20 protein-coding genes are annotated in these 19,862 nt (G+C 37.0%); 4 read left to right on the top strand and 16 right to left on the bottom strand.

The window, feature by feature from the left end; all coding sequences use genetic code 11:
- From AC4D4B_RS16655 to AC4D4B_RS16640, 4 genes are all read right to left on the bottom strand, one after another.
- Positions 1-264, bottom strand: a 264-nt coding sequence (locus AC4D4B_RS16655) for a hypothetical protein (RefSeq protein WP_491000550.1), incomplete at its 3' end; no start/stop codon positions are given.
- Positions 265-380: 116 nt separating this feature from the next.
- Positions 381-1,190: a DUF1444 domain-containing protein gene (locus tag AC4D4B_RS16650; protein WP_491000549.1), complete on the bottom strand. Its 810-nt coding sequence runs from the start codon at positions 1,188-1,190 to the stop codon at positions 381-383.
- A 218-nt stretch (positions 1,191-1,408) separates the two neighbouring features.
- Positions 1,409-1,720, bottom strand: a complete 312-nt coding sequence (locus AC4D4B_RS16645) for a thioredoxin family protein (RefSeq protein ID WP_066109075.1) — start codon at positions 1,718-1,720, stop codon at positions 1,409-1,411.
- Positions 1,721-1,784: 64 nt separating this feature from the next.
- Positions 1,785-2,987, bottom strand: a complete 1,203-nt coding sequence (locus AC4D4B_RS16640; RefSeq protein ID WP_490996390.1) for an MFS transporter — start codon at positions 2,985-2,987, stop codon at positions 1,785-1,787.
- A gap of 286 nt (positions 2,988-3,273) precedes the next feature.
- Between AC4D4B_RS16640 and AC4D4B_RS16635 the strand changes: the two genes are divergently transcribed.
- Positions 3,274-3,504 carry a hypothetical protein gene (locus AC4D4B_RS16635; protein ID WP_490996389.1) on the top strand — a complete coding sequence of 77 codons (231 nt, stop codon included), beginning with the start codon at positions 3,274-3,276 and terminating at the stop codon, positions 3,502-3,504.
- 363 nt (positions 3,505-3,867) lie between these two features.
- Positions 3,868-5,949 carry a class I SAM-dependent methyltransferase gene (locus tag AC4D4B_RS16630; RefSeq protein ID WP_490996388.1) on the top strand — a complete coding sequence of 694 codons (2,082 nt, stop codon included), beginning with the start codon at positions 3,868-3,870 and terminating at the stop codon, positions 5,947-5,949.
- Between the two features lie 245 nt (positions 5,950-6,194).
- Here the strand turns inward: AC4D4B_RS16630 and AC4D4B_RS16625 are convergent, their stop codons facing one another.
- The 3 genes from AC4D4B_RS16625 to AC4D4B_RS16615 all read right to left on the bottom strand — a co-directional run bounded on the left by AC4D4B_RS16625 (position 6,195) and on the right by AC4D4B_RS16615 (position 8,642).
- The gene (locus tag AC4D4B_RS16625) at positions 6,195-6,641 is read right to left on the bottom strand and encodes a GNAT family N-acetyltransferase (RefSeq protein WP_491000548.1); all 447 of its coding nucleotides are present in this window, start codon (positions 6,639-6,641) and stop codon (positions 6,195-6,197) included.
- A 345-nt stretch (positions 6,642-6,986) separates the two neighbouring features.
- Positions 6,987-7,502, bottom strand: a complete 516-nt coding sequence (locus AC4D4B_RS16620) for a DUF84 family protein (protein ID WP_490996386.1) — start codon at positions 7,500-7,502, stop codon at positions 6,987-6,989.
- Between the two features lie 63 nt (positions 7,503-7,565).
- Complete coding sequence (locus AC4D4B_RS16615) at positions 7,566-8,642, bottom strand: M42 family metallopeptidase (protein ID WP_490996385.1); 1,077 nt, start codon at positions 8,640-8,642, stop codon at positions 7,566-7,568.
- Positions 8,643-8,839: 197 nt separating this feature from the next.
- On the opposite strand from AC4D4B_RS16615, the gene AC4D4B_RS16610 reads away from it, so the two are divergent.
- Positions 8,840-9,160 carry a hypothetical protein gene (locus AC4D4B_RS16610; protein ID WP_139892783.1) on the top strand — a complete coding sequence of 107 codons (321 nt, stop codon included), beginning with the start codon at positions 8,840-8,842 and terminating at the stop codon, positions 9,158-9,160.
- Between the two features lie 345 nt (positions 9,161-9,505).
- Here AC4D4B_RS16610 and AC4D4B_RS16605 read toward each other — a convergent pair whose 3' ends face one another.
- Both AC4D4B_RS16605 and trmB read right to left on the bottom strand, forming a co-directional pair.
- The gene (locus AC4D4B_RS16605) at positions 9,506-10,357 is read right to left on the bottom strand and encodes a YtnP family quorum-quenching lactonase (protein WP_491000547.1); all 852 of its coding nucleotides are present in this window, start codon (positions 10,355-10,357) and stop codon (positions 9,506-9,508) included.
- Positions 10,358-10,410: 53 nt separating this feature from the next.
- Positions 10,411-11,046, bottom strand: coding sequence for a tRNA (guanosine(46)-N7)-methyltransferase TrmB (gene trmB / locus AC4D4B_RS16600; protein ID WP_490996383.1), 636 nt, complete (start codon positions 11,044-11,046; stop codon positions 10,411-10,413).
- A 149-nt stretch (positions 11,047-11,195) separates the two neighbouring features.
- On the opposite strand from trmB, the gene AC4D4B_RS16595 reads away from it, so the two are divergent.
- Positions 11,196-11,498 carry a YtzH-like family protein gene (locus tag AC4D4B_RS16595; protein ID WP_077248185.1) on the top strand — a complete coding sequence of 101 codons (303 nt, stop codon included), beginning with the start codon at positions 11,196-11,198 and terminating at the stop codon, positions 11,496-11,498.
- Here the strand turns inward: AC4D4B_RS16595 and AC4D4B_RS16590 are convergent.
- The 7 genes from AC4D4B_RS16590 to pepV form a co-directional block, all read right to left on the bottom strand.
- The gene (locus tag AC4D4B_RS16590) at positions 11,486-12,262 is read right to left on the bottom strand and encodes a phosphotransferase (protein ID WP_490996382.1); all 777 of its coding nucleotides are present in this window, start codon (positions 12,260-12,262) and stop codon (positions 11,486-11,488) included. The genes AC4D4B_RS16595 and AC4D4B_RS16590 overlap by 13 nt on opposite strands.
- A 143-nt stretch (positions 12,263-12,405) precedes the next feature.
- The gene (gene pulA / locus AC4D4B_RS16585; RefSeq protein WP_491000546.1) at positions 12,406-14,541 is read right to left on the bottom strand and encodes a type I pullulanase; all 2,136 of its coding nucleotides are present in this window, start codon (positions 14,539-14,541) and stop codon (positions 12,406-12,408) included.
- Positions 14,542-14,546: 5 nt separating this feature from the next.
- A complete protein-coding gene (locus tag AC4D4B_RS16580; protein ID WP_491000545.1) occupies positions 14,547-15,470 on the bottom strand; it encodes a diacylglycerol/lipid kinase family protein in 924 nt (307 codons plus the stop codon).
- A gap of 16 nt (positions 15,471-15,486) precedes the next feature.
- Positions 15,487-16,482, bottom strand: coding sequence for an NERD domain-containing protein (locus AC4D4B_RS16575; protein ID WP_491000544.1), 996 nt, complete (start codon positions 16,480-16,482; stop codon positions 15,487-15,489).
- Between the two features lie 132 nt (positions 16,483-16,614).
- Complete coding sequence (thpR, locus tag AC4D4B_RS16570; RefSeq protein WP_491000543.1) at positions 16,615-17,175, bottom strand: RNA 2',3'-cyclic phosphodiesterase; 561 nt, start codon at positions 17,173-17,175, stop codon at positions 16,615-16,617.
- 125 nt (positions 17,176-17,300) lie between these two features.
- Positions 17,301-18,155, bottom strand: coding sequence for a D-amino-acid transaminase (gene dat / locus AC4D4B_RS16565; protein ID WP_490996377.1), 855 nt, complete (start codon positions 18,153-18,155; stop codon positions 17,301-17,303).
- Between the two features lie 24 nt (positions 18,156-18,179).
- On the bottom strand, positions 18,180-19,589 hold the full coding sequence (gene pepV, locus AC4D4B_RS16560; RefSeq protein WP_491000542.1) for a dipeptidase PepV: 1,410 nt from the start codon (positions 19,587-19,589) through the stop codon (positions 18,180-18,182).
- Between the last annotated feature and the right edge of the window lie 273 nt (positions 19,590-19,862).

The following is a 19,862-nucleotide window of genomic DNA, read 5'->3' as shown; positions in this document are numbered from 1 at the left end:
TTCCTTCTTCATACTCATTCCATTGTGCTTCTTTTTTTGTTCTTTTAATCTCATTAACTCTTCATCTGAGATTAATGGGAATTTGAAATTATCTTTTGGGTATCTATATTGAATTCTTGCTTCGATTTCTATTTGATTTTCTTTTTGCTTTTTTACTTGTTTAGGTTTTTTTTGAATGTTTTCATGGCTATTACGAGGTTCTACTTCTACTTCCTCTTCTACGTCCTCATAGAACCAATCAATGATTTTTTTGAAAAAGCTCATAGCCTTCCTCACACTTTCTTTGGTTGTTATAAATTAGTATTACAAGTATCTATTTTATCAAAAAATTGGATCATTTAAGATATATTCCTTGTAAATGGTATCAATTTCCTATTATATTATTGATCTTCTACTGGTCGATTCTTTGCTAAAATAAAGATTGGCTCCAATTCTCCATTTTCATAAAGGAATGGCAGAGCGGTGACCGGTACATTTCCATTTGTAAAAAAATGCATATTCATTTGTGCTAAAATGTCGTAACCTGCATCATTTTGTATATCTCCAATAATTAAGACATCCTGATGTGGAATGGCCACTGCCATTGTCCCTTTCATATCTTCCTTCCATTTTTTCATTTGTGAATCAATCAGGACTCTTGAAGCATCGTATCCATCATTATGATTAATAAAATAAAAGTCATTTCCGCGTACACTGTCTTTTTTAGATTTAATCGGCAATGATCTGACATTAAACATAGCCATTGAACGTATGGAATCTTGATTCCAGCCTTCTTTTCTCATTAGCTCCTCATCAATCAACCTATACGTATTACCCAAATCAAGAGCATAATAAACTCTCGTTTCGGCTGTATGCTCATCCGTAATAAACCGTGTATTTTCACGGGATTCCATAGGGAAGGAAGTAGAACGGATAACAGGGTAAATTAATTTTTCATTTCCCTTCAAAGATTGTTCCGTACCCATTACTTTCGTTGATTCTTTTATATAATAAAGGACTTCATCAATCGCTTTTTGCCCAGATTGCTCATACTTCGATACAAGCGGCGCCAGTCCAATTGTTATTCCCTTGCCAGTCTCTTCGTTTTCAATTCTTAATTCCTCTTTATCACGATTATAATTAAATTTTGAATTTGTATCAGCTAAGCTTTCCATAAGTAGAGATTTCATTTTAGTAGTCGTCATTTTCATAGGGATTCCTCCTTAACATTACTATAGCTTAAATAACCTCATGCTGCTAAATAAAGTGTAACTTTGCTTGGTAGAGTTTCTTTCATTCCAATGAGCATCAACATAGTCAATCGGGTTCATACGGGCACTTATCTCCCACTTCACCGTTCTCGCTTCCTTTCGTTTGAAGTAAGAATGGAATAAAAAAATCCCCCGAATAGGGGGAGTATAATAGTTTATCATAATGAAGCAATGAAATCTTCAATTTGCTCTTGAGTTTTACGGTCCTTATTTACATATCGGCCGAGCTCTTTTCCATCTTCAAAGGCAATGAAGCTCGGTATTCCAAAGACATCCAGCTTTATGCACAGATCAAGAAATTGATCGCGGTCCACATAGATAAAGGTATACTCTTTATTTGCGGCCTCAATGTCACCTATAAATGGTTCGATGAATCTGCAATCCGGGCACCAATTTGCAGAAAATAAGAGCATCACTTTTCCATTTGACATCAGTTCATTATAGTGCTCCATACTTTCTAATTTTTTCATATTAAAATCATCCTCTCGAGTAGCCTCTTGTATGATTTATCATACCCAAATATACAGAGGATTGCTATTCCAACGTCACATTTTTAGTTTCCTTACCAAAAATCAATACAGACAGCATCCCAATTATAATTGAAATGCTAAAAAGTAAAAAGATTTTATCAATAGATGTATGAGAAGCCAATAAATTTCCAACGGCAAGTGGGCCAAGGATACCTCCTATTCTACCCACAGCTGCTGCCATTCCTGTGCCAGTCCCTCTTATAATAGTCGGATATTGTTCAGGCGAGTAGGCATATAGCGCTCCCCAAGCTCCCAGGTTAAAAAAGGAAAGAAAGCAACCTGAAATCATTAAGGCTGTTAATGTTTCTGCATTACCGAAGAAATAAGCACTTACAGCTGTACCAAACAAATAAGTAACCAATACAAATTTACGTCCGAATTTCTCAATAAACCAGGCCGCCGTGAAATACCCAGGCAATTGTGCCAAGGTCATCATGACAACATATTGGAAGCTTTTAATGAGTGTAAAACCCTTCAAAACCATAACACTAGGAAGCCACAGAAACATCCCATAATAGGAAAAGACTACACAGAACCACAGAATCCAGAGCATTAAAGTCTTTACTGCATAATCTTTAGTCCATAGTGTCTTAAGTGAATTTACGATAGAAATCGACTTCTTTTCCTTAACCATTTGAAACTTTTCAGAATCGGGTAGATGTATTCTTAAATAAATCGCATAAAAAGCAGGCAGTGCACTGATTAATAAAGCAATTTGCCATCCATAAGTTGGAATGACAAAGTATGAAATAAGTGCCGCAATCAGCCAGCCTGCAGCCCAAAAACTTTCAAGCAACACTACCACTCTGCCTCTTCTCTCTGCAGGCACACTTTCCGAAACCAATGTAGAGGCAACTGGCAATTCACCTCCAAGCCCCATTCCAATTAAAAATCTGAAAACCAGAAAAATAGATAAACTTGTTGTCAAAGCAGAAAATCCGCTTCCCAAGGAAAATAATAAGAGCGTAATAATTAATACATTTTTTCGGCCGATACGATCAGCCCAGATCCCAAACACTAAAGCACCTACTGCCATACCGATAGAGTTCACACTGCCTATCCACCCCATTTGTTCTGAGGTTAAATTCCACTCCTTCTGCAGAGCCGCGATAATGAACGAAAGCATCCCGACATCCATAGCATCGAACAACCAAGCGACCCCGGCTATTCCCAATAGTTTCCGTTCTTTGATTTTTCCCTTCCCCATTCATTGACCCTCCCCAACAATCTCAATGAAAACTTTTAAAATGAAATCTCTATTTTGTATATTAACTCCTGTCTTGACAGGTGTAAATAACTATTTAAATTATTTTCTCTAAAAAGTAATAGTCTTCTAAAGTCTCTTTGATTTCAAACGACTTTTTTCTCATAGATTATTGCTCCTGAAAAATAAGTTAATCAACCATTCTGATATCCCCAGAATAAAGATAGCTTCTTAACTAAGGGCAGTGTTAATGTTTTTATAAAGACATTTATTGTAGAAGGGGAATGGTATGAATAGAAAAATCGGTGTTTTTTTATTTGTTTTCTTCTGTTATTTGTTGTGGCTATACTTCGCTATATATGAATCTTCAATTGATAACTGGTGGACAGTCAATGAGATAAAACAGGCAACGGATGATACGGTTCAAATAGGTGTCTCTTTAGTGAAGGTGTTTGTTGGTACAGTTATATTTACTCTTAGTGGATTTATATTCTATGTGTTGTTGAGAAAGAGAAGTTAAATCTTAGTGACTAAGAGGGTGTTTGTTAAATACCGGAGACAGCAAAAAAGCTGTCTCTTTTTATGGAAATAGCAACATTCCTTACGAAAATATCCTTTAAAATAAATAAGTTCAAAATCAAATAATAGTATTTCTCTAATATGATGAATCGGCTATTGAATACAAATAAGCTAGTAGCATAGTAGTTATAATTTATAAAGAAATCCCTTTTATCCTCACCACAAATATCTTCCATTCGTAAAAGGATATACGCCGTTCATTGAAGAATTTATATGGAAGTAACCTCCGACATGCATAAAAATATACTCCTAACAGAATAGTTTTCATCCTATTATCCTGCTTTAATTAGAAAGGCGGATCTATTTGTTAAATTCACTAAAATATATACAAGAAGTAAAGATCGGAAATACAAAGGTATTAAGGAATCATAAGTGGCTACACTTTCTCTATCTTACAAAAGAACAACGCGTAAATTTAGAGCAAGTAGAATCCTTAGAAAAATTGCCGCCAAATCCGGTTCTTTCCTATGTAGAACGAACCCTTTGGATATTGAACGAGATGAATCTTCCCATTAATGAAAGGTCAATTATTGAAGATGTCTTGATTTGGTCTGAGGTATCAAAAGGTGGGTCGAAGCACAAACGTAGAGAGTGGGAGAAAAAAGGGTTCCAATTGGCCATTCATAATATTGGTTCAGCTCAAATTTATGCTGATGAACAAATGAACCTGCCGTTACACGGCCGCAATTTAGAAAGAGAGGAACTAGTTTATCTCCTCATAATTACACATGGGTTAGCCGGTCAATTTATCAGAGGAGAAATCCATTATTCTCAATTTCGTCCCTTGATTTATTGGATCGAGGAACATAAAAACTTAGAATATAACATAGAAAGGATACTCTATTCCCTAAATCAGTGTGTTATTCAAGCGGTTTCGGATCAGTTGTGGAACAACGTCCATCAAGAAGTAGAAGAAGTACTATCCTGGATCAACAAAGGTGAACAGGCAAAAGAGCTTCCCCTAAAAGAGCGGATGAGAAGATTAAGAAAATCTTCAATCCTGCGAGGGGAAAACTTCGATGATTTATACAATCATTATTTCGAAAACAAACAATTAGCTAGATACATAGAGTCATTCTTTAAAAAAATAGATATGTGGTATCTTGAATCTGCTTTGCAAGAGTTCTCTTTAGAAGAGTTTCTGAAAATTTTCTTATTAATATTCCAGAAAATTAATCCCCTTACTATACAACAGGTTAGCTTTGAGTCTTTTATGAAGGATATTTACTATGATTACAAGGGGCAAAAAGTAATTAATCTATACAAGAAAAGAATTATCGAGACATTCCTAAGTGAGTTTACGATTGATGATTTACTAAAAGGAAAGATGCCTGTAAACGAACATGTTCAAATTCAAATTAAACCCACAGACTTACTAGGCCAAATTGTAGGGGTTCATTTTAGTTATTCAAGTGCCGGTCAGAAATTAATTGAATTTTGCCAGGAAGCCGAAAAGTCTCCTATCTATGAAAGAGCAATTATCTTACTTTATGATTTTTTTGGTTTCAGGAAAGATGCCTTTGATCGCTTGCAGAATGAAGAAAACTATTTAACCGATATGAATAATGGTCAAGATCACAAAAAGATCATATCTGATTTTGCTGTAGGGAAGGTAATGCTGGATATTGGAGCTGGTGGCGGTGTCATGCTTGATATCCTATCAGAAAATCATCCAGAAGCAACTGTAATCGGAATTGATATCTCAACCAATGTAGTAGAGGAATTAAACAGGAGAAAATTCAGGGAAAATAAATCATGGCACGTAAAACAGGCAAACGCCTTGGAATTAAAAGACTATTATGAGCCAGGAAGCGTAGATACCATTGTGTTTTCTTCTATCTTACATGAAATGTATTCTTATATTCCGTACAAAGGCAGAAAATTCAATCGAGATGTAGTTATCCAAGCATTGAAAAGTTCTTTTGAAGTATTAAACAAAGGCGGAAGAATCATTATTCGTGATGGTATTATGACTGACCCTATAGAACAATGGAGACTACTCGAATTTAAAGACCCTAAGGGCTTGGACTTCTTTATGAGATATGTTCATGACTTTAAGGGAAGAACAATCAGGTATGAAAGACTAGAGAATCTTCTTATCAAACTGCCTGTTAATGATTTAATGGAATTCCTCTATACGTATACTTGGGGAGAAGAGGCTTATCCACATGAGGTTCAAGAACAATTTGGGTACTTTACTCCAAGTGAATATGAAAAAGTTATTCATATAGCTTTAGGCGAAGAGGCAAAGATTTTAACGCTTCAACATTATTTACAAAACGGATACGAAGAATTTCTTTTACCTAAAGTAAAGATTATGAATGAAAATAGAGAAATCGCATCACTACCGGACAGCACCTGTTTAATTGTAATTGAGAAAATATAAGACAGAAAAGAGGAGATATTATCTCTCCTCTTTTCTGTCGGTATTCGTAAGGATTATTTCTATTGATTAATTTGTTTTAGGCATGAAAACAGCCGCCTCCAGAAAGGTAGCCTCTTGATCCCCCGAAGAAGTTCAACATTACATTAATGCCCTGTTTGTATAAGTACAACACTTCATATATGATTGTGCATTTTTGATCTTTCCTGCAAAAACCATCACAATTTTGTCCTCTTTTATTAGTTTTTTTATTTTCTATCTCTAACCATCTGAACATAAGGTAGAGGATGATAACCTTTTCTTTTATATAAAGCCGCTGCACGAATATTTTCAGGCTCGATTTCCAAACGGTATCGTGCCGCAGGAACGTTCACTTCCAACCATTGAAAGAAAGCTCCACCGAACCCTTTTCCTTGATACTGAGGTTTTATATAAAGTTCTTCAACCCAAACAACTAAACCTCCTGCTTCTCTGGAATAGGTTTTATTCAGTAACGCATATCCCACAATCCTGTTATTGAATTCAAGGAAATAACAGTCCAAATAAGTATCAGATTGCATAAGCTCAATGAATGCTAGCTCGTGATAGGTTTCATTTATATTATGCAGCACGGCTTCCGATGAATAAAAAGCCTTGCCCATATCCATAAATTCCTCTTTGTCGTGTTGTTTTATTTTACGAATTACTAAATTCATACTATTGCTTATTTCTCCTTTTTTTCTAGGCTATTTTAAGGTTTCCAAAACCGCTTCAACCTTTAATTAGCCTTAGAAATTATAAAAAGTAAATAACTACACTTTTTTGACAAAATTCGGCAGTCCTCAACGTTTTTGGCAGTAATTTTTTATCACCTATGTTATCATACTAGTAAAATCATAGATAAAGGTGAGAAATTATCATGAAAAATAGTATTATCTCCCTCTTTGGGTTTGTTATTTCGAAACTCTTTTCTTCCAAAATAAAGAAACATGACGAAATTCAGCGTTTATCAGAAGATGAAAAATACTAAGACACCTAAAGTATCCTCCTCACGATCTTCTTTACTCTTTTAAATGATACTCATACTGACCAACTAATAATTCAATAATATGCTCAAACATACGATCTCTTGTTATACGGCCGTTTGAGAATACACCAACAGCTCCTTCTGACTTCCTGATATCCTGTTTCTTTGTATATTCATCCATAACTGGCCCAAGCTCTCTGCCTGAGTATAACTCCTCAGCAATACTCTCCGGTAATTTGATACGTGCACCGCCACTGACAAAGCTTTTGCCTTCTTTCGTGACTAGTGCTCCCCAATTGCATATAAACAATCCATAAGGGGTTTTCACCACACCGCCTTCAAGTCCCAAACCAAATTCAGCCTGAACTTCCTTCATCGCATTTCTCGCTCTATTTAAAGCACCCTCAATTGTTTCTTCATCCGAGAATGGCTGCTCATTTACCTCAGATGATACATTAATCGGAACAAGCTCAGCTGATAATTCCCGGCCCGCTAATTCTCCAGCCTTAATTTTTGCCGGATTTTTAGTGCCCAAAGCAATTTTAACCATTAATCTGCATCCTTTCTTTAAAAAAGAAGACAGATCGATGCCTCTGCCTTCTCAACTCTTTTATTAACCGTTTTGTTTAATCGTTTCAACCGTTGTTTTATCACAGCTTTTAACCAATTTAACCAATAATTCTTTCGCTGCGGCATAGTCATCAATATGAATAATGGATGCATGCGTATGGATATAACGTGAACATATACCAATTACTGCACTTGGTATACCGCGATTTGTAATATGTACTTTCCCTGCATCTGTCCCCCCATTCGGAGCAACAAAATATTGATATGGAATATGATTCGATTCCGCAGTATCCAAAATAAATTCTCTCATCCCTTTATGCATGACCATTGTACGGTCATAAATTCTAAGTAATGGCCCTTTTCCTAGATAACCGAATACAGATTTACTGCCTGACATATCATTTGCAGGGCTTGCATCACATGCAAAGAAGATATCAGGATCAATCATCGCCGCCGCAGTACCCGCACCTCTTGTACCGACTTCTTCCATAACAGTAGCGCCACTGTAAAGGATATTAGGCAATGTCTCATTTTGAAGCTCTTCCAGTAGTTCAATCGCCAATCCGCATCCATACCGATTGTCCCATGCTTTTGCCAGAATTTTTTTAGGATTGGCCATCTGAGTGAATTCACTATATGGGATAATTTGCTGACCTGGTTTTACTCCCATTGCCATTGCGTCCTCTTTATCATCAGCACCAATATCAATCAGCATATTTCCGATTTCCATTGGTTTGGACCTTTGGGCCTCACTCAGCAAATGCGGAGGTATCGAACTGACCACACCGATAATAGGACCTGATTCTGTATATACCTGTACTCTTTGTGCCAGCAGCACCTGCCCCCACCAGCCTCCAAGCGTTTGAAAACGAAGTAACCCCTCAGGAGTAATAGAGGTTACCATAAAACCAACCTCATCCATATGTCCAGCAACCATGATTTTCGGTCCTTGCTCATTCCCGCGTTTCACTCCAAAAATACTGCCAAGGCCGTCCTGAATGATTTCATCTGTGTATTTTGATAATTCCTTTTTCATAAACGAACGTACTTCATGTTCAAATCCAGGTGCTCCTGGAATCTCGGTAAGAGTCTTAAATAAATCTAGAGTAGATTGCTTCATATATGTATCCCCTTTACCATGTTATTTTCTATAATCTCTATTCTCATTCTACAGAATCATACTTCCAAATACCACATACATGGAGATTGTTGGTTAAAAGATAGCATCATTTGAGCTTAAAATGTATAATGAACGGGAATAGATTACCAAGCAAATGTTAAATTACAGCTATTACCCATTTGATTGGAGGAATATAAGTGAACTGGAAAACATTTATTTCAGGTGTTGCAGCAGGATTTGCAGCAGGTTATGTCGTTAAAGAATTAACAAATCAAAGCAATATTACTTCTCCTGAAAAGATTTTGTCCACTATTAAAAGTACTCTTGGACAAGGCGGAGAGACCATCAGAGGCTCATGGATTATGATGAAGCCTGAAAAGTATACAAAAAATGAATTGGATTATGATGTATACAAAGGTGGACTTACAAAGCAAGAAGGCCTTGAATCTACTCAGTATGAATTTATAGCGGATGCAACAACAGGAACAATTATCGATTTTTACGAACAAGTACATTAATTAAAAGCGGTAGAAGGAGGAAAAGATGATTTTCCTCCTTCTATTTTTTATTTCATTGGGCGTTTCAAAAAGATAGTAGTAACTTTGAAGGAGAATTGTTTATTTTCCCTTTTTATGCGCGAAATCAGAATTTATTGAGCGAAAAAGAAATTGAGCAAGCTTTAGATATAGATTACCCCACAACCATTGCAGCATCCCAAACCTCAATCCCTCTATAATAAAAAAAGCCAAATGTCCTTTACAACATCCACTTCACACCACAGCAAAACCAGATTGTAATTTAAACACTGGAAACCGTAAAAAAAAGCGCCGATAAGTCACCAACTAGTGACCTACCGACAGCCTTCATTTTGATCGATTTCGTTCAACTTTATCGATTATTTCTTTTCCACTTGCATTCCATTTGATGGCACGGTACGCATAATCATGATAAAAAGTGAACCAAGCTTTATTTTCAATTCCTTGTTTAATCCATTTCTCTTTTGCATGTATGGAGTCCATCGGGTAATCATCATAAGCCAGCACCCATAGAGGATTCTGATGGGCATGCGTTGGCATAAGGTCTCCCATATGAATTAATTGTTGATTATTGTCCTCGAGCACGATAATGCTGTGACCGTCACTGTGGCCGCCTGTATGAATCATCCTCAGTCCTTCAATGATTGATACTTCACCTTCAAATGTTTTGACCTGTGTAACAATTGGTTTCCAATTTTCTTCCCAGTAGGTATTACGGGAACGAATATTGGGATTCTGAAGTTCTTCCCATTCAATTTTCGAGGTATAAATCGTTGCCTCAGGAAACAGGCTGATTAATTCGTCTTCGTGATAACCAGTCAGCCCACAGGCATGATCAAAATGCATATGAGTCATCAGAATTGCATCGATATCCGAATATGTCATTCCGAGCCTGTTCAAGGATTCCTCGAGCTTGGACTCTTCACTGACACCATAATTTCTGATTTGTTTTTCCGACAGCTTCCCTTTGCCGAGGCCAGCTTCGATTAAATAATTTTTATGATCTGTCTGTACTAAGATGGGGTCTGACCTTAACTCTATTTGGTTCAATTCATTAACAGGATAACGTTTTGACCATAATGGTTTTGGAACCACTCCAAACATGGCTCCACCATCCATATGAGTATCTCCGCCATTCAACCAGGTTAATGTAAACTTACCAAATTGCAAAGTTTCCATAATCTAAAAGCCCCTTTTTATGAGTGTGTTGAACAGATCAAAAAACCATAGGATTAAAAGGATACTTCACAACGATAGATTGGATTGCCCTTTGCTGAAAATTTTTGTTCATATTCAGTCATAATATTGCCTTCCATATCGCTGTTGTGTAAATCCAAACTCACTTCATTTAATGTCATCCCATAATGCGAGAAGCTTACAAGTGAGTATTCAAATAATCCTCTGTTATCTGTCTTAAAATGAATTTCGCCATGCTCCGGCAAAATTCCTTTATATAGATCAAGGAATGTCTTATACGTCAATCTTCTCTTTTCATGACGTTTCTTAGGCCATGGATCAGAGAAATTCAGATAGACACGGGAAACTTCTCCCTCTGCAAAAATATTTGGAAGCTCTTCGGCATTCACATTTAACAGCTTCACATTTGGAAGATTGGATTCCAGCAAGCGATCAAGTGCTGTAACAATTACACGCTCTGCTAATTCAATACCGATATAATTAATATCCGGATTTTGTGCAGCCATACCATTAATAAATTGTCCTTTACCAGTACCTACTTCTATATGAATCGGATTATTATTTCCAAACACTTCATTCCATGAACCCTTTTTAGTAGCCGGCTCCTGAATGCAATAATAAGGATTGGCCATTAGCTTATCCTTAGCCCATGGTTTATAACGTTGTCTCAAATTTGTGCACCTCCGCTAAAATACGTAAAAAAAGAGTAGCATAACATTTCATAAAATACCATGCTTATTAGTTAAAACATAATAAAAACCGGCATATGCCGGTTAAATATGAATAAATTTGGCTAAACTTTCACAACCTAAAATTGAATATGAAGAGAAGGGTTGTGGATAATTTGCCATTATCACAAAATCATCATTGGATGTTAGTAAAAGATATTTTAAATAATCATCAAGAAGATTGCTGCGGTTCACAATCAGAAGTTGAACAGCTTGAGAGAACTGTTAAATCCCTGATGGTTCAACCCGGTCTTGATGTAAATACAAAAGCTGTACTTGATGAGATTTACCAATACAGCCAAAGCGGTATACATGCCGCCAACCTGGAAAGTCATATAGAAGCACACCAGCAGCAACTCTCTGGCTGGGTTCGAGACATTGATCAATATTCCTGAGCAAATTTTAAATATTCGATATACCGGTTCATTTCATGCAACCGGTTTTTTCGTTTGTGCAAGACTATATTTTGAATAACCTGTGCCAGCACATGCCATTTCATTCTTAACGTAAGATCTTCAGTGAGCTCCAATCCGTATTTGGCTAGCCATTCCTTCCAATGCTCTTGTTTAACATAGGAATATAACAGCATACCGATATCCATAGCCGGATCTGCGATAATCGCACCGTCCCAATCAATCAAATATAGATCACCATTGTCAGTAATAAGGAGATTATTATGATTAATATCACCATGGCATACAACTTGCTGGTCACTGTTGACATCCTGTATATGTCTTTCCATAAATTCAATCGTATTTTGAATACTTGGATGATTTTCTAATTCCTTATCAAGGGAATTTTTCACGGACAATAGGATTTGCAAAGGTGTTTGGGCTGTCTTACCAAGGCGCCGAAGCATGTTTAATAGAGGTTTAGAAAGATGGATTTTCTGAAGCAATTCTGCAACCGCTTCTTCACTCATCTCAGTAGGATGTAATTCTCTTCCATTCATCCATTCCTGAGCAGTAATCACGTCTCCATTTTCAAGCCTCTTCGTCCAGATCAGTTTTGGCACTATTCCTTCAGCGGAAAGCACAGCTAAAAAAGGAGAAGAATTCCTTTTCAAAAATAGTCTTTGCTCATCATGCCTGGCAATAAATGCTTCACCTGTTGCCCCTCCGGCAGGGGTTATCTCCCACTCTCGCCCTAAATAATCCATGGTATTCACCTTCAATAATCTAATCTATTCTGGCATGGTTATATGTAAAAAATAAAAAAGACAGCCATTGACTGCTTTTTTCCAATAGCCATCTTATTAAATTTTAGTAGGTTAGGGACACATTCGTCAAGTGTTCCTGACTATTATTCCTGAACAAACACATATGTTCGTAATGGTTCAAGGGTATAATCTCTTATGCTCTTCCTAATTATGCGGTCTCCTTGTCCATCAGCACAACTATCACAAAGAATATCCCATTCAGTATCATTTGGCAGAGTAATCGATGTTTCCTTTTCAGCATGGTGGAAGATTACTAAAATATTTTTCCAGCTTCCATATTCACCGACATTTTCATACATCAGAGCATGGCAATTAACATGGATATCGACAATTTTCATATGTCTTTCTATTTCTTCACGTGTTCGAAAACGGAATGCACCATGGCTTTTTCGAATTTGTATCAAGCATTTTAAATAAGATATTGTTTCATCATGTTGCTCTCTTAGATCCCAATTAAGTTCATTTATCCAATCCGGTGAACAATAACTGTTTTCGATTCCTTGTTTTGTTCTAAAAAATTCCTGTCCACTATGCAAGAATGGAATACCTTGTGAAAGCAAGACAATACTTGTGGCAAAACGATGACGGCGCTGCCTTAATTCATTTGACTCCAACCCATTAGCAACCTGAAGGCGATCCCATAATGTGTGGTTATCATGACATTCTACAAAATTGACTGATTGTACTGGTGTCAATGGATATTCGGCACCTGTATTTGTCACAAGCTGAAAGAAATCATGCGGCTCTACTCTTTTACCGGAAATATAGCCGATATCTTTTAAATCAAAGTTACTTCCTTTAATCGTATCTCTAAAGCGATCATTAAAGAATCCAATCCCCCTTAATTTATGAGCATTAGCAATCGTTGATTTTTGCTCAGCCGGGAGTGCTGTGTGTAAATCCCAGCCCTCTCCGATGAGAATGGCATCCGGTCTACTTTCTCTTACCACACGTTCTATTTCCTTCATCGTATCCAAGTCTAGTAAGCCCATTAAATCAAATCTGAATCCATCAACCTGAAAATACTCCAACCAATATTTAATGGAGGCTATAATGAATTTTCGGACCATAAATCGTTCTGATGCTACATCATTTCCACAGCCGCTGCCGTTTGCAGGCATTCCGTTTGAATCATAACGGAAATAATAGCCAGGTACGATTTTTTCAAAATTAGACAATTCCTTTTGAAATACATGATTATAAACAACATCCAAAATAACACCAAGTCCATTTTTATGGAGACTTTTAATCAGCTCCTTTAATTCTTCTATTCGATTGAACGGCAAGTGCGGATTTGTACTGTAGACTCCAACTGGAGAATTAAAATGACGGGGATTATAACCCCAATTATACTCCTTACCAATGACTGTTTCATCAACCCCTGAGAAATCATTAACCGGCAAGAGTTCAATATGAGTAACACCAAGCTCCTTTAAATAACTGATCCCGGTTGAATACCCTTTATTTGTTTTCGTATTTTCTTCTGTAAACGCCAAGTATTTCCCCTTTGCATCCATGCCGCTGTTGTTATGATGAGAAAAGTCGCGTACATGTGTTTCGTATATAATTGCATCGACATGGCTGTCTAACGTGGGAATTTTATAGGAATGTCTTTCGATTTTTTCGGGATCTATAATAGCGCTGTATTGGCCATTTACAGAAACAGCCTTCGAATAAGGGTCGGTTGCTTCTCTCCAAATATAATTGACACGAACCAAATATGAATAAAAATAACCCTTTAAATCATTATGAATCGTTAATGACCATACTCCTCTTTCCCCTCGTTGCATCGCCACTGTTCCTTTTTCGGCCCCGAAATCATTGATTAGCTTAACCTTTACACTGGTAGCAGTTGGTGCCCATAGCTTAAACACTGTCTTTTCTTTTGTATAGACAGCACCTAAATCATTTCCATCATAATGATAATGTTCATCAAATTCAGGGGTCCGGATTACAGCACCTGTTCGCAGGCCAAAGGCTATACCTTTATCATCCTCTATTTGATACTCTTCACCGAGCGGTATTTCGAATGGAGCCGTACATATATATTTAATGTAATGCTCTATTCGGACGACTTCTTCAACCTTTAATACGCCAATTTTTTGACCTTCGAAATAAATCGTAAAGGTTGGGGTTTCGTTATCACGATAATCAAGTGGAATTAAGATGGTAATTCTATTTAATGCGTCCAAAAAAGCTGAAAACCTATCTGAATACACAATACTCACTCTCCTAAAGCGGCAATATTTACTTTATGATGATGCATATTAACGACTACCTTATCATTGCCAATATAATCGCCATCTGCATGAATAAATGCTGGTTGCTCAGAAGATAGTTTTATATTCTTCCCTTGTAATTCCTGTACTCCCCTTATTTTAAGATGGCCGCCCCAAACTACTGTGATGAACATAAGTATAAGTTTCCATTTAGAAATATTATGCACAACTATGATATGAAAAAGCCCGTCATCTGGTTTCGAGTTTGGTGAAATCTTTATTCCACCACCAAAATAGGGCTGATTGGATATCGTAACAAGCCAAACATTTTTATAGTTGAGATCCCGGCCATCTATCGAAAGAGAAACATCAATTGGTTTATATGTTAACCATTTAATAAAAAAGAAATATAAATAAACAAGCTTTCCAGCACCTATTTTATTAAAGTAATATTTAGATTTCGACTCATTTACAGCTTTTGTAACAGCTGCATCCAATCCCATACCCAAACTATTCATAAAATAACCTTGTTTGTTAGTTTTATAGGATCCCAGGTCGATTGCTGTCATTTTTTCGCTATTTTGACACAGCTTTTTTAATGCTTTAGTCGGATTTTTATCAATCTTGTATCCTCTTGAAAAATCATTGCCGGATCCTGCAGGAATATAAGATATCCTGGCTTTTTTATATCCGACAGCTCCATTAATGACTTCATGAATCGTCCCGTCTCCACCTACAGCAATAATTAACGAATTACTCTCTTTTTCCAAAATTTCCTTAGTAATTTCACAGGCATGTCCTTCATATTCTGTATACCTATATTCGTAATGGATATTCTCCTGTTCTAGGTATCTCTTTACCTTATTCCAAATCTTTAAGCTTCCCCTATTCTTCGCGGCAGGATTTATAATGAAATTAAACTTCTCCATGCTCATTAAAGCTTCCCTATAAACCGCTCTCTCTATCAAGCTCCTCCAACTCCTCTTCCAAATCCATTCTAATCGTGTAGGCTGTACTGCAGTAGTCCAACAGAGCCTGGCCTGACTTAAGCTGTTGGTTTTTAATAGGAGACTGATTATTCCGTATGCCCTCAAACCATTTTGCATAAGAACGCTTGTCAATTATTATCTCTGTATGGATGGCATTTACATCATCGATATATCCATTTCGGCATATGATCCCTTTCCTGATTGGCATATCAATCTCCTTGCTTTCTAATATCCTCGTAATAATTCTTTCCATACGATTTATGGATATATACGGGTTTAACACTTTTTTGTCTGCACGATTATGATGCCTTCTTGTCCAGAACCTTCCCTTGTCCGCCAAAAAGACGGCATCCTCTTCTGCTTCAAGAAAAGTTAAGCACCATATTTCCGTAGGCGTCATAAGCAGAATATCCAATTCGACCGGTGCATTTTTTAACTGAAAGACAGGCTTATAAAGAATTAAGCAGTTATCAGGAAAGCGTTGCAAAAAATAACGCAGTTTCTGGTCATATACATAATTGGCATTTACTACAGATTTTTCTCTTAAGGTTGAACTCGCCCATTTAAGCTGAAAATTAAAAATCCGATCTAAAAATTGCTGCTTTAAATCGCTCTCTGTTCGTGGGAGAAATTTTAAAAACCGTCCCAATTCCTGTTCTATGTTTGGAACAGCTTGCCCTTCATGAACATGAAAAGGTTCGCTTTGTTTTCCTTTAGCAAATATCTTCTTAAACGTCTCCGAGAGAGTTCTCTTTTTAATTGGCTCATCCTGATTTTGAGATATCTCATTGTTTTCTGCACCAATCAGCCAGTCATTGATATCCCCTTCTTCATAAGCCAGCTTTAGTTTAGTCCACTGCTGTTTTTTTAAGCGTACAAACTGAGAGGAATAATGATAAATATCCTGTTCATAACGGGATACATAATCCTGCAGTTTAATTAATTGTCCCATCCCGTTTCCCCTGCCTTTTTTCTTTTTCTGGTCTCTATAAAATCTATATGGTCATTTTAGATGCTCTTAATCATAACCAGTAAAGCTTTCACGCCTTGATCAATTCAATTTACTATTATGTTCCCGAATATCTTACACCAATGGAAATTTAACGATTGGTTCATATTTAGGAATAGATTGGCTATTGGTTTTGTATAGAACGAGATGCTGTACCTGAAATTCTGGTATAGAGGGGAGAGAGTCTTCTAGTTGTCTTAGACTGTCTTTTTCCATTGTCTCCGTACATCTTCTCGCTATCGTAATATGCGGTGTAAACGGCTTTGTATCCAACTTAAATCCGATACTTGTACAGGCATTCCATACATTCTTCTGCACCTCGTATAAGATTGGCTGTTTCCTTACATCTGCCCAAAGAATTCTTGGCTGTTTCATCATACCAAATGTACCCAATCCATTAATCGTTAATGGAAACGAAACAAGTTGCTCTGCCCTTGATTTCAATAAATTCACAGCATCATCCAACATACTATGAGAGGCACTGCCAAGGAATGCTAATGTAATATGATAGTCGCTTGGATAAACCCAGCTTTTAAATGCATATATACGTTCTAATTCAGCAGCCCATTGGTGCAATGATTCTTTAATCTCCATGGGTAATTCAATTGCAAAAAAATAATGATTCTGTCTATTCATCGGCCTATCTCCTTCATATTTTAACATAATGTCCATCCCGCTATTTTAACTATTTAGACGGTTTCGAATAAAAATATTTGTTCAAAAAAGAGTTCAGGGTTAGTATTCCCTGAACTCTTTTCCATTTACTTTAATCTTCCGCATTCGTCTTCAATTTTAGCAAGGAAAGCTTTCTGAAGCCTTCTTGTTGTAGTATATGGGGCTTTTCCAACCGCTTGTCCGTTGGTTTTTACAACGGGTATAATTTCTAATGTGGTACCAGACAGAAATACCTCATCAGCCGACATTAATTCCCCTGGTGTAAATGGTCTTTCTTCGTAAGGAATTGAAAGCTCCTCACAAAGCATTAAAACCAACTGCCTGGTAATCCCATTTAAAATTAAATTGTTTGCAGGATGAGTAATCAGAATACCATCCTTAATAATCGATACATTGGTATGACTGCCTTCTGTTATTATGCCATCTCTGTTTAAAATTGCTTCATTACATCCCTGCTTAACCGCCTCTTCATAGGCAAGGATATTACCGAGAAGGTTCAAGCTTTTTATATCGCAATTAAGCCACCGTTTATCATCAATAATACAGACCTCAGCACCTGACTCCATCAGTACAACAGGACGTTCAGATTCTCTTGTATAAGCGATGAAAGTAGGTACCACATCTTTACCTGGAAAAGCATGATTCCGGGGTGATACTCCCCGAGTAAATTGCAGATAAACAGTACCAGTAGTCAGCTCATTTTTAAGAACCAATTCCTCAATAATCTCCTTAAGGCGTTTTGGACTGTAGGGTATCGCGATGCCGATCTTTTGTGCACTTGCAAACAGACGTCTGCTATGCCCTTCCCACGCAAACAGCTTCCCATTATAAATCCGTATAACCTCGTAGATACCATCCCCAAATTGATACCCACGATCTTCTATATCGATGGCAATTGTTTCTCTTTTCGAAAGAACGCCATTGTGAACAATATAATCCATTTCCCCCAACTCCCCTTGTATAGATTATCTTGTTAATTCATAGATAGCTTGTGCATACATAGCTGTTGCTTTTAATAAATCGTCAATTTGGATGTATTCGTCTTTTTGATGAGCTACATCTTCTCTTCCAGGAAATAAAGGCCCAAAGGCAACCGCATTTTTCAGTGCACGCGCATATGTCCCACCGCCAATTGCCAATAGCTCAGGTTCTTCCCCAGTGTGCTCGTGATAAATTTTTTGTAATGTTTGAACCAATTGGCTATTTGCATCCACATGGTGAGGTCCCAAATGGGTTTTTATAGTAGCAGTAAATTGATGCTTATCCGCGATTTGCTCAATCGTTTTCCATCCATTCTCAAAATCATATGTCACAGGATAGCGCATATTGAAGGCAATCTTACCAAATTCGCCATTTCTATACGTAATAATTCCATAATTAATGGTTAAATCACCGGTAATATCATCGGAATAAGCTACACCAAGTTTTCTTCCTCTGGATTCACTGCTCAAATAATGATGGATGAATTCAAAAAATGCACGGTCATCCCCTCGTAAAGGCATGGTGAATAGAAAATCGGCCAGCTTAAGACCTGCATTAAGTCCAAGATCAGGCTCCATACCATGGACAGATATCCCTTCTATCGTTAAGATGACCTCATTATCTAACACGGAATATGTACCTTTTAAATTATGCTCTTTCAAGTACTTTGTAAATTTTTCTTTCCACTCTTTCGCCTCATCGGAGTTAAGAGAAATAGTTGCTTTTGCTGCCTCTGGCACCATATTAAAACGCTGGCCTGCCTCAAAGCTTTTCACAACAAAGGATTCAGCCGGTATACTTTTTGATTTCATATCCATTGTGAAATCTGCAATTCCCTTTTCTGCATAGATAATTGGAAAATCTGCATCCGGCACAAATCCTACCGTTGGCATTTCTTCTTTTTCAAAATAATAATCCATACAGCGCCAATCGCTTTCTTCATCCGTGCCCAAAATCAATCGAACTCTTTTATTTAAATCGATGCCCATTTCTTTAATGATCTTCATTGCATAATAGGCAGCCATCGTTGGTCCTTTGTCGTCAATCGCGCCACGCGCAAATATTTTTCCATCCCGAATATCTGCTGAATAAGGGTCGCTTGTCCAGCCTTCTCCCTCAGGCACTACATCCAAATGTCCAAGTATACCGAGGAGTTCATCTCCGTTTCCCATTTCCAAATGAGCCCCATAGTTATCAACATTTTTAGTGGTAAAACCGTCTTTTTCTCCAAGCTGAAGCATAAAATCAAGCGCTTCCTTTATTCCAGGACCAAAAGGAATATCAGGAGTTGATGCAGATTCATCCAGTGTACTTTTAATTCGAAGCAGTTTTTGGGTGTCGGCAATCAAATCATCTTTTCTCATTTCCACTTCTTTTTGCCAATTAAAATCCATAAAAGTGACCTCATTTCTTTGTCATATCATTTATCGTTATTATATCGAATTTCAGCATGATTAGCATTTTTTGTTGAACCACATGACTGTGCCGTTCATATTTTATAGTGTAATCAATAAAATATTTCGCATTGCTGTCATAGTGCCTGTATCGCAAAAATAGATATAGTTAAGCGAATTTTCATTTTATTTTATTGGAAAATATGGATTTAAAATTTTGAGAGGGGTATTATAGTACTAGAAGGACTTTTATCTTGAAGTCCTAAAAAAGGA

The organism is Pradoshia sp. Z6_59 (genome assembly GCF_058267515.1).
This window is presented reverse-complemented; position numbering and strand designations above follow the sequence as displayed.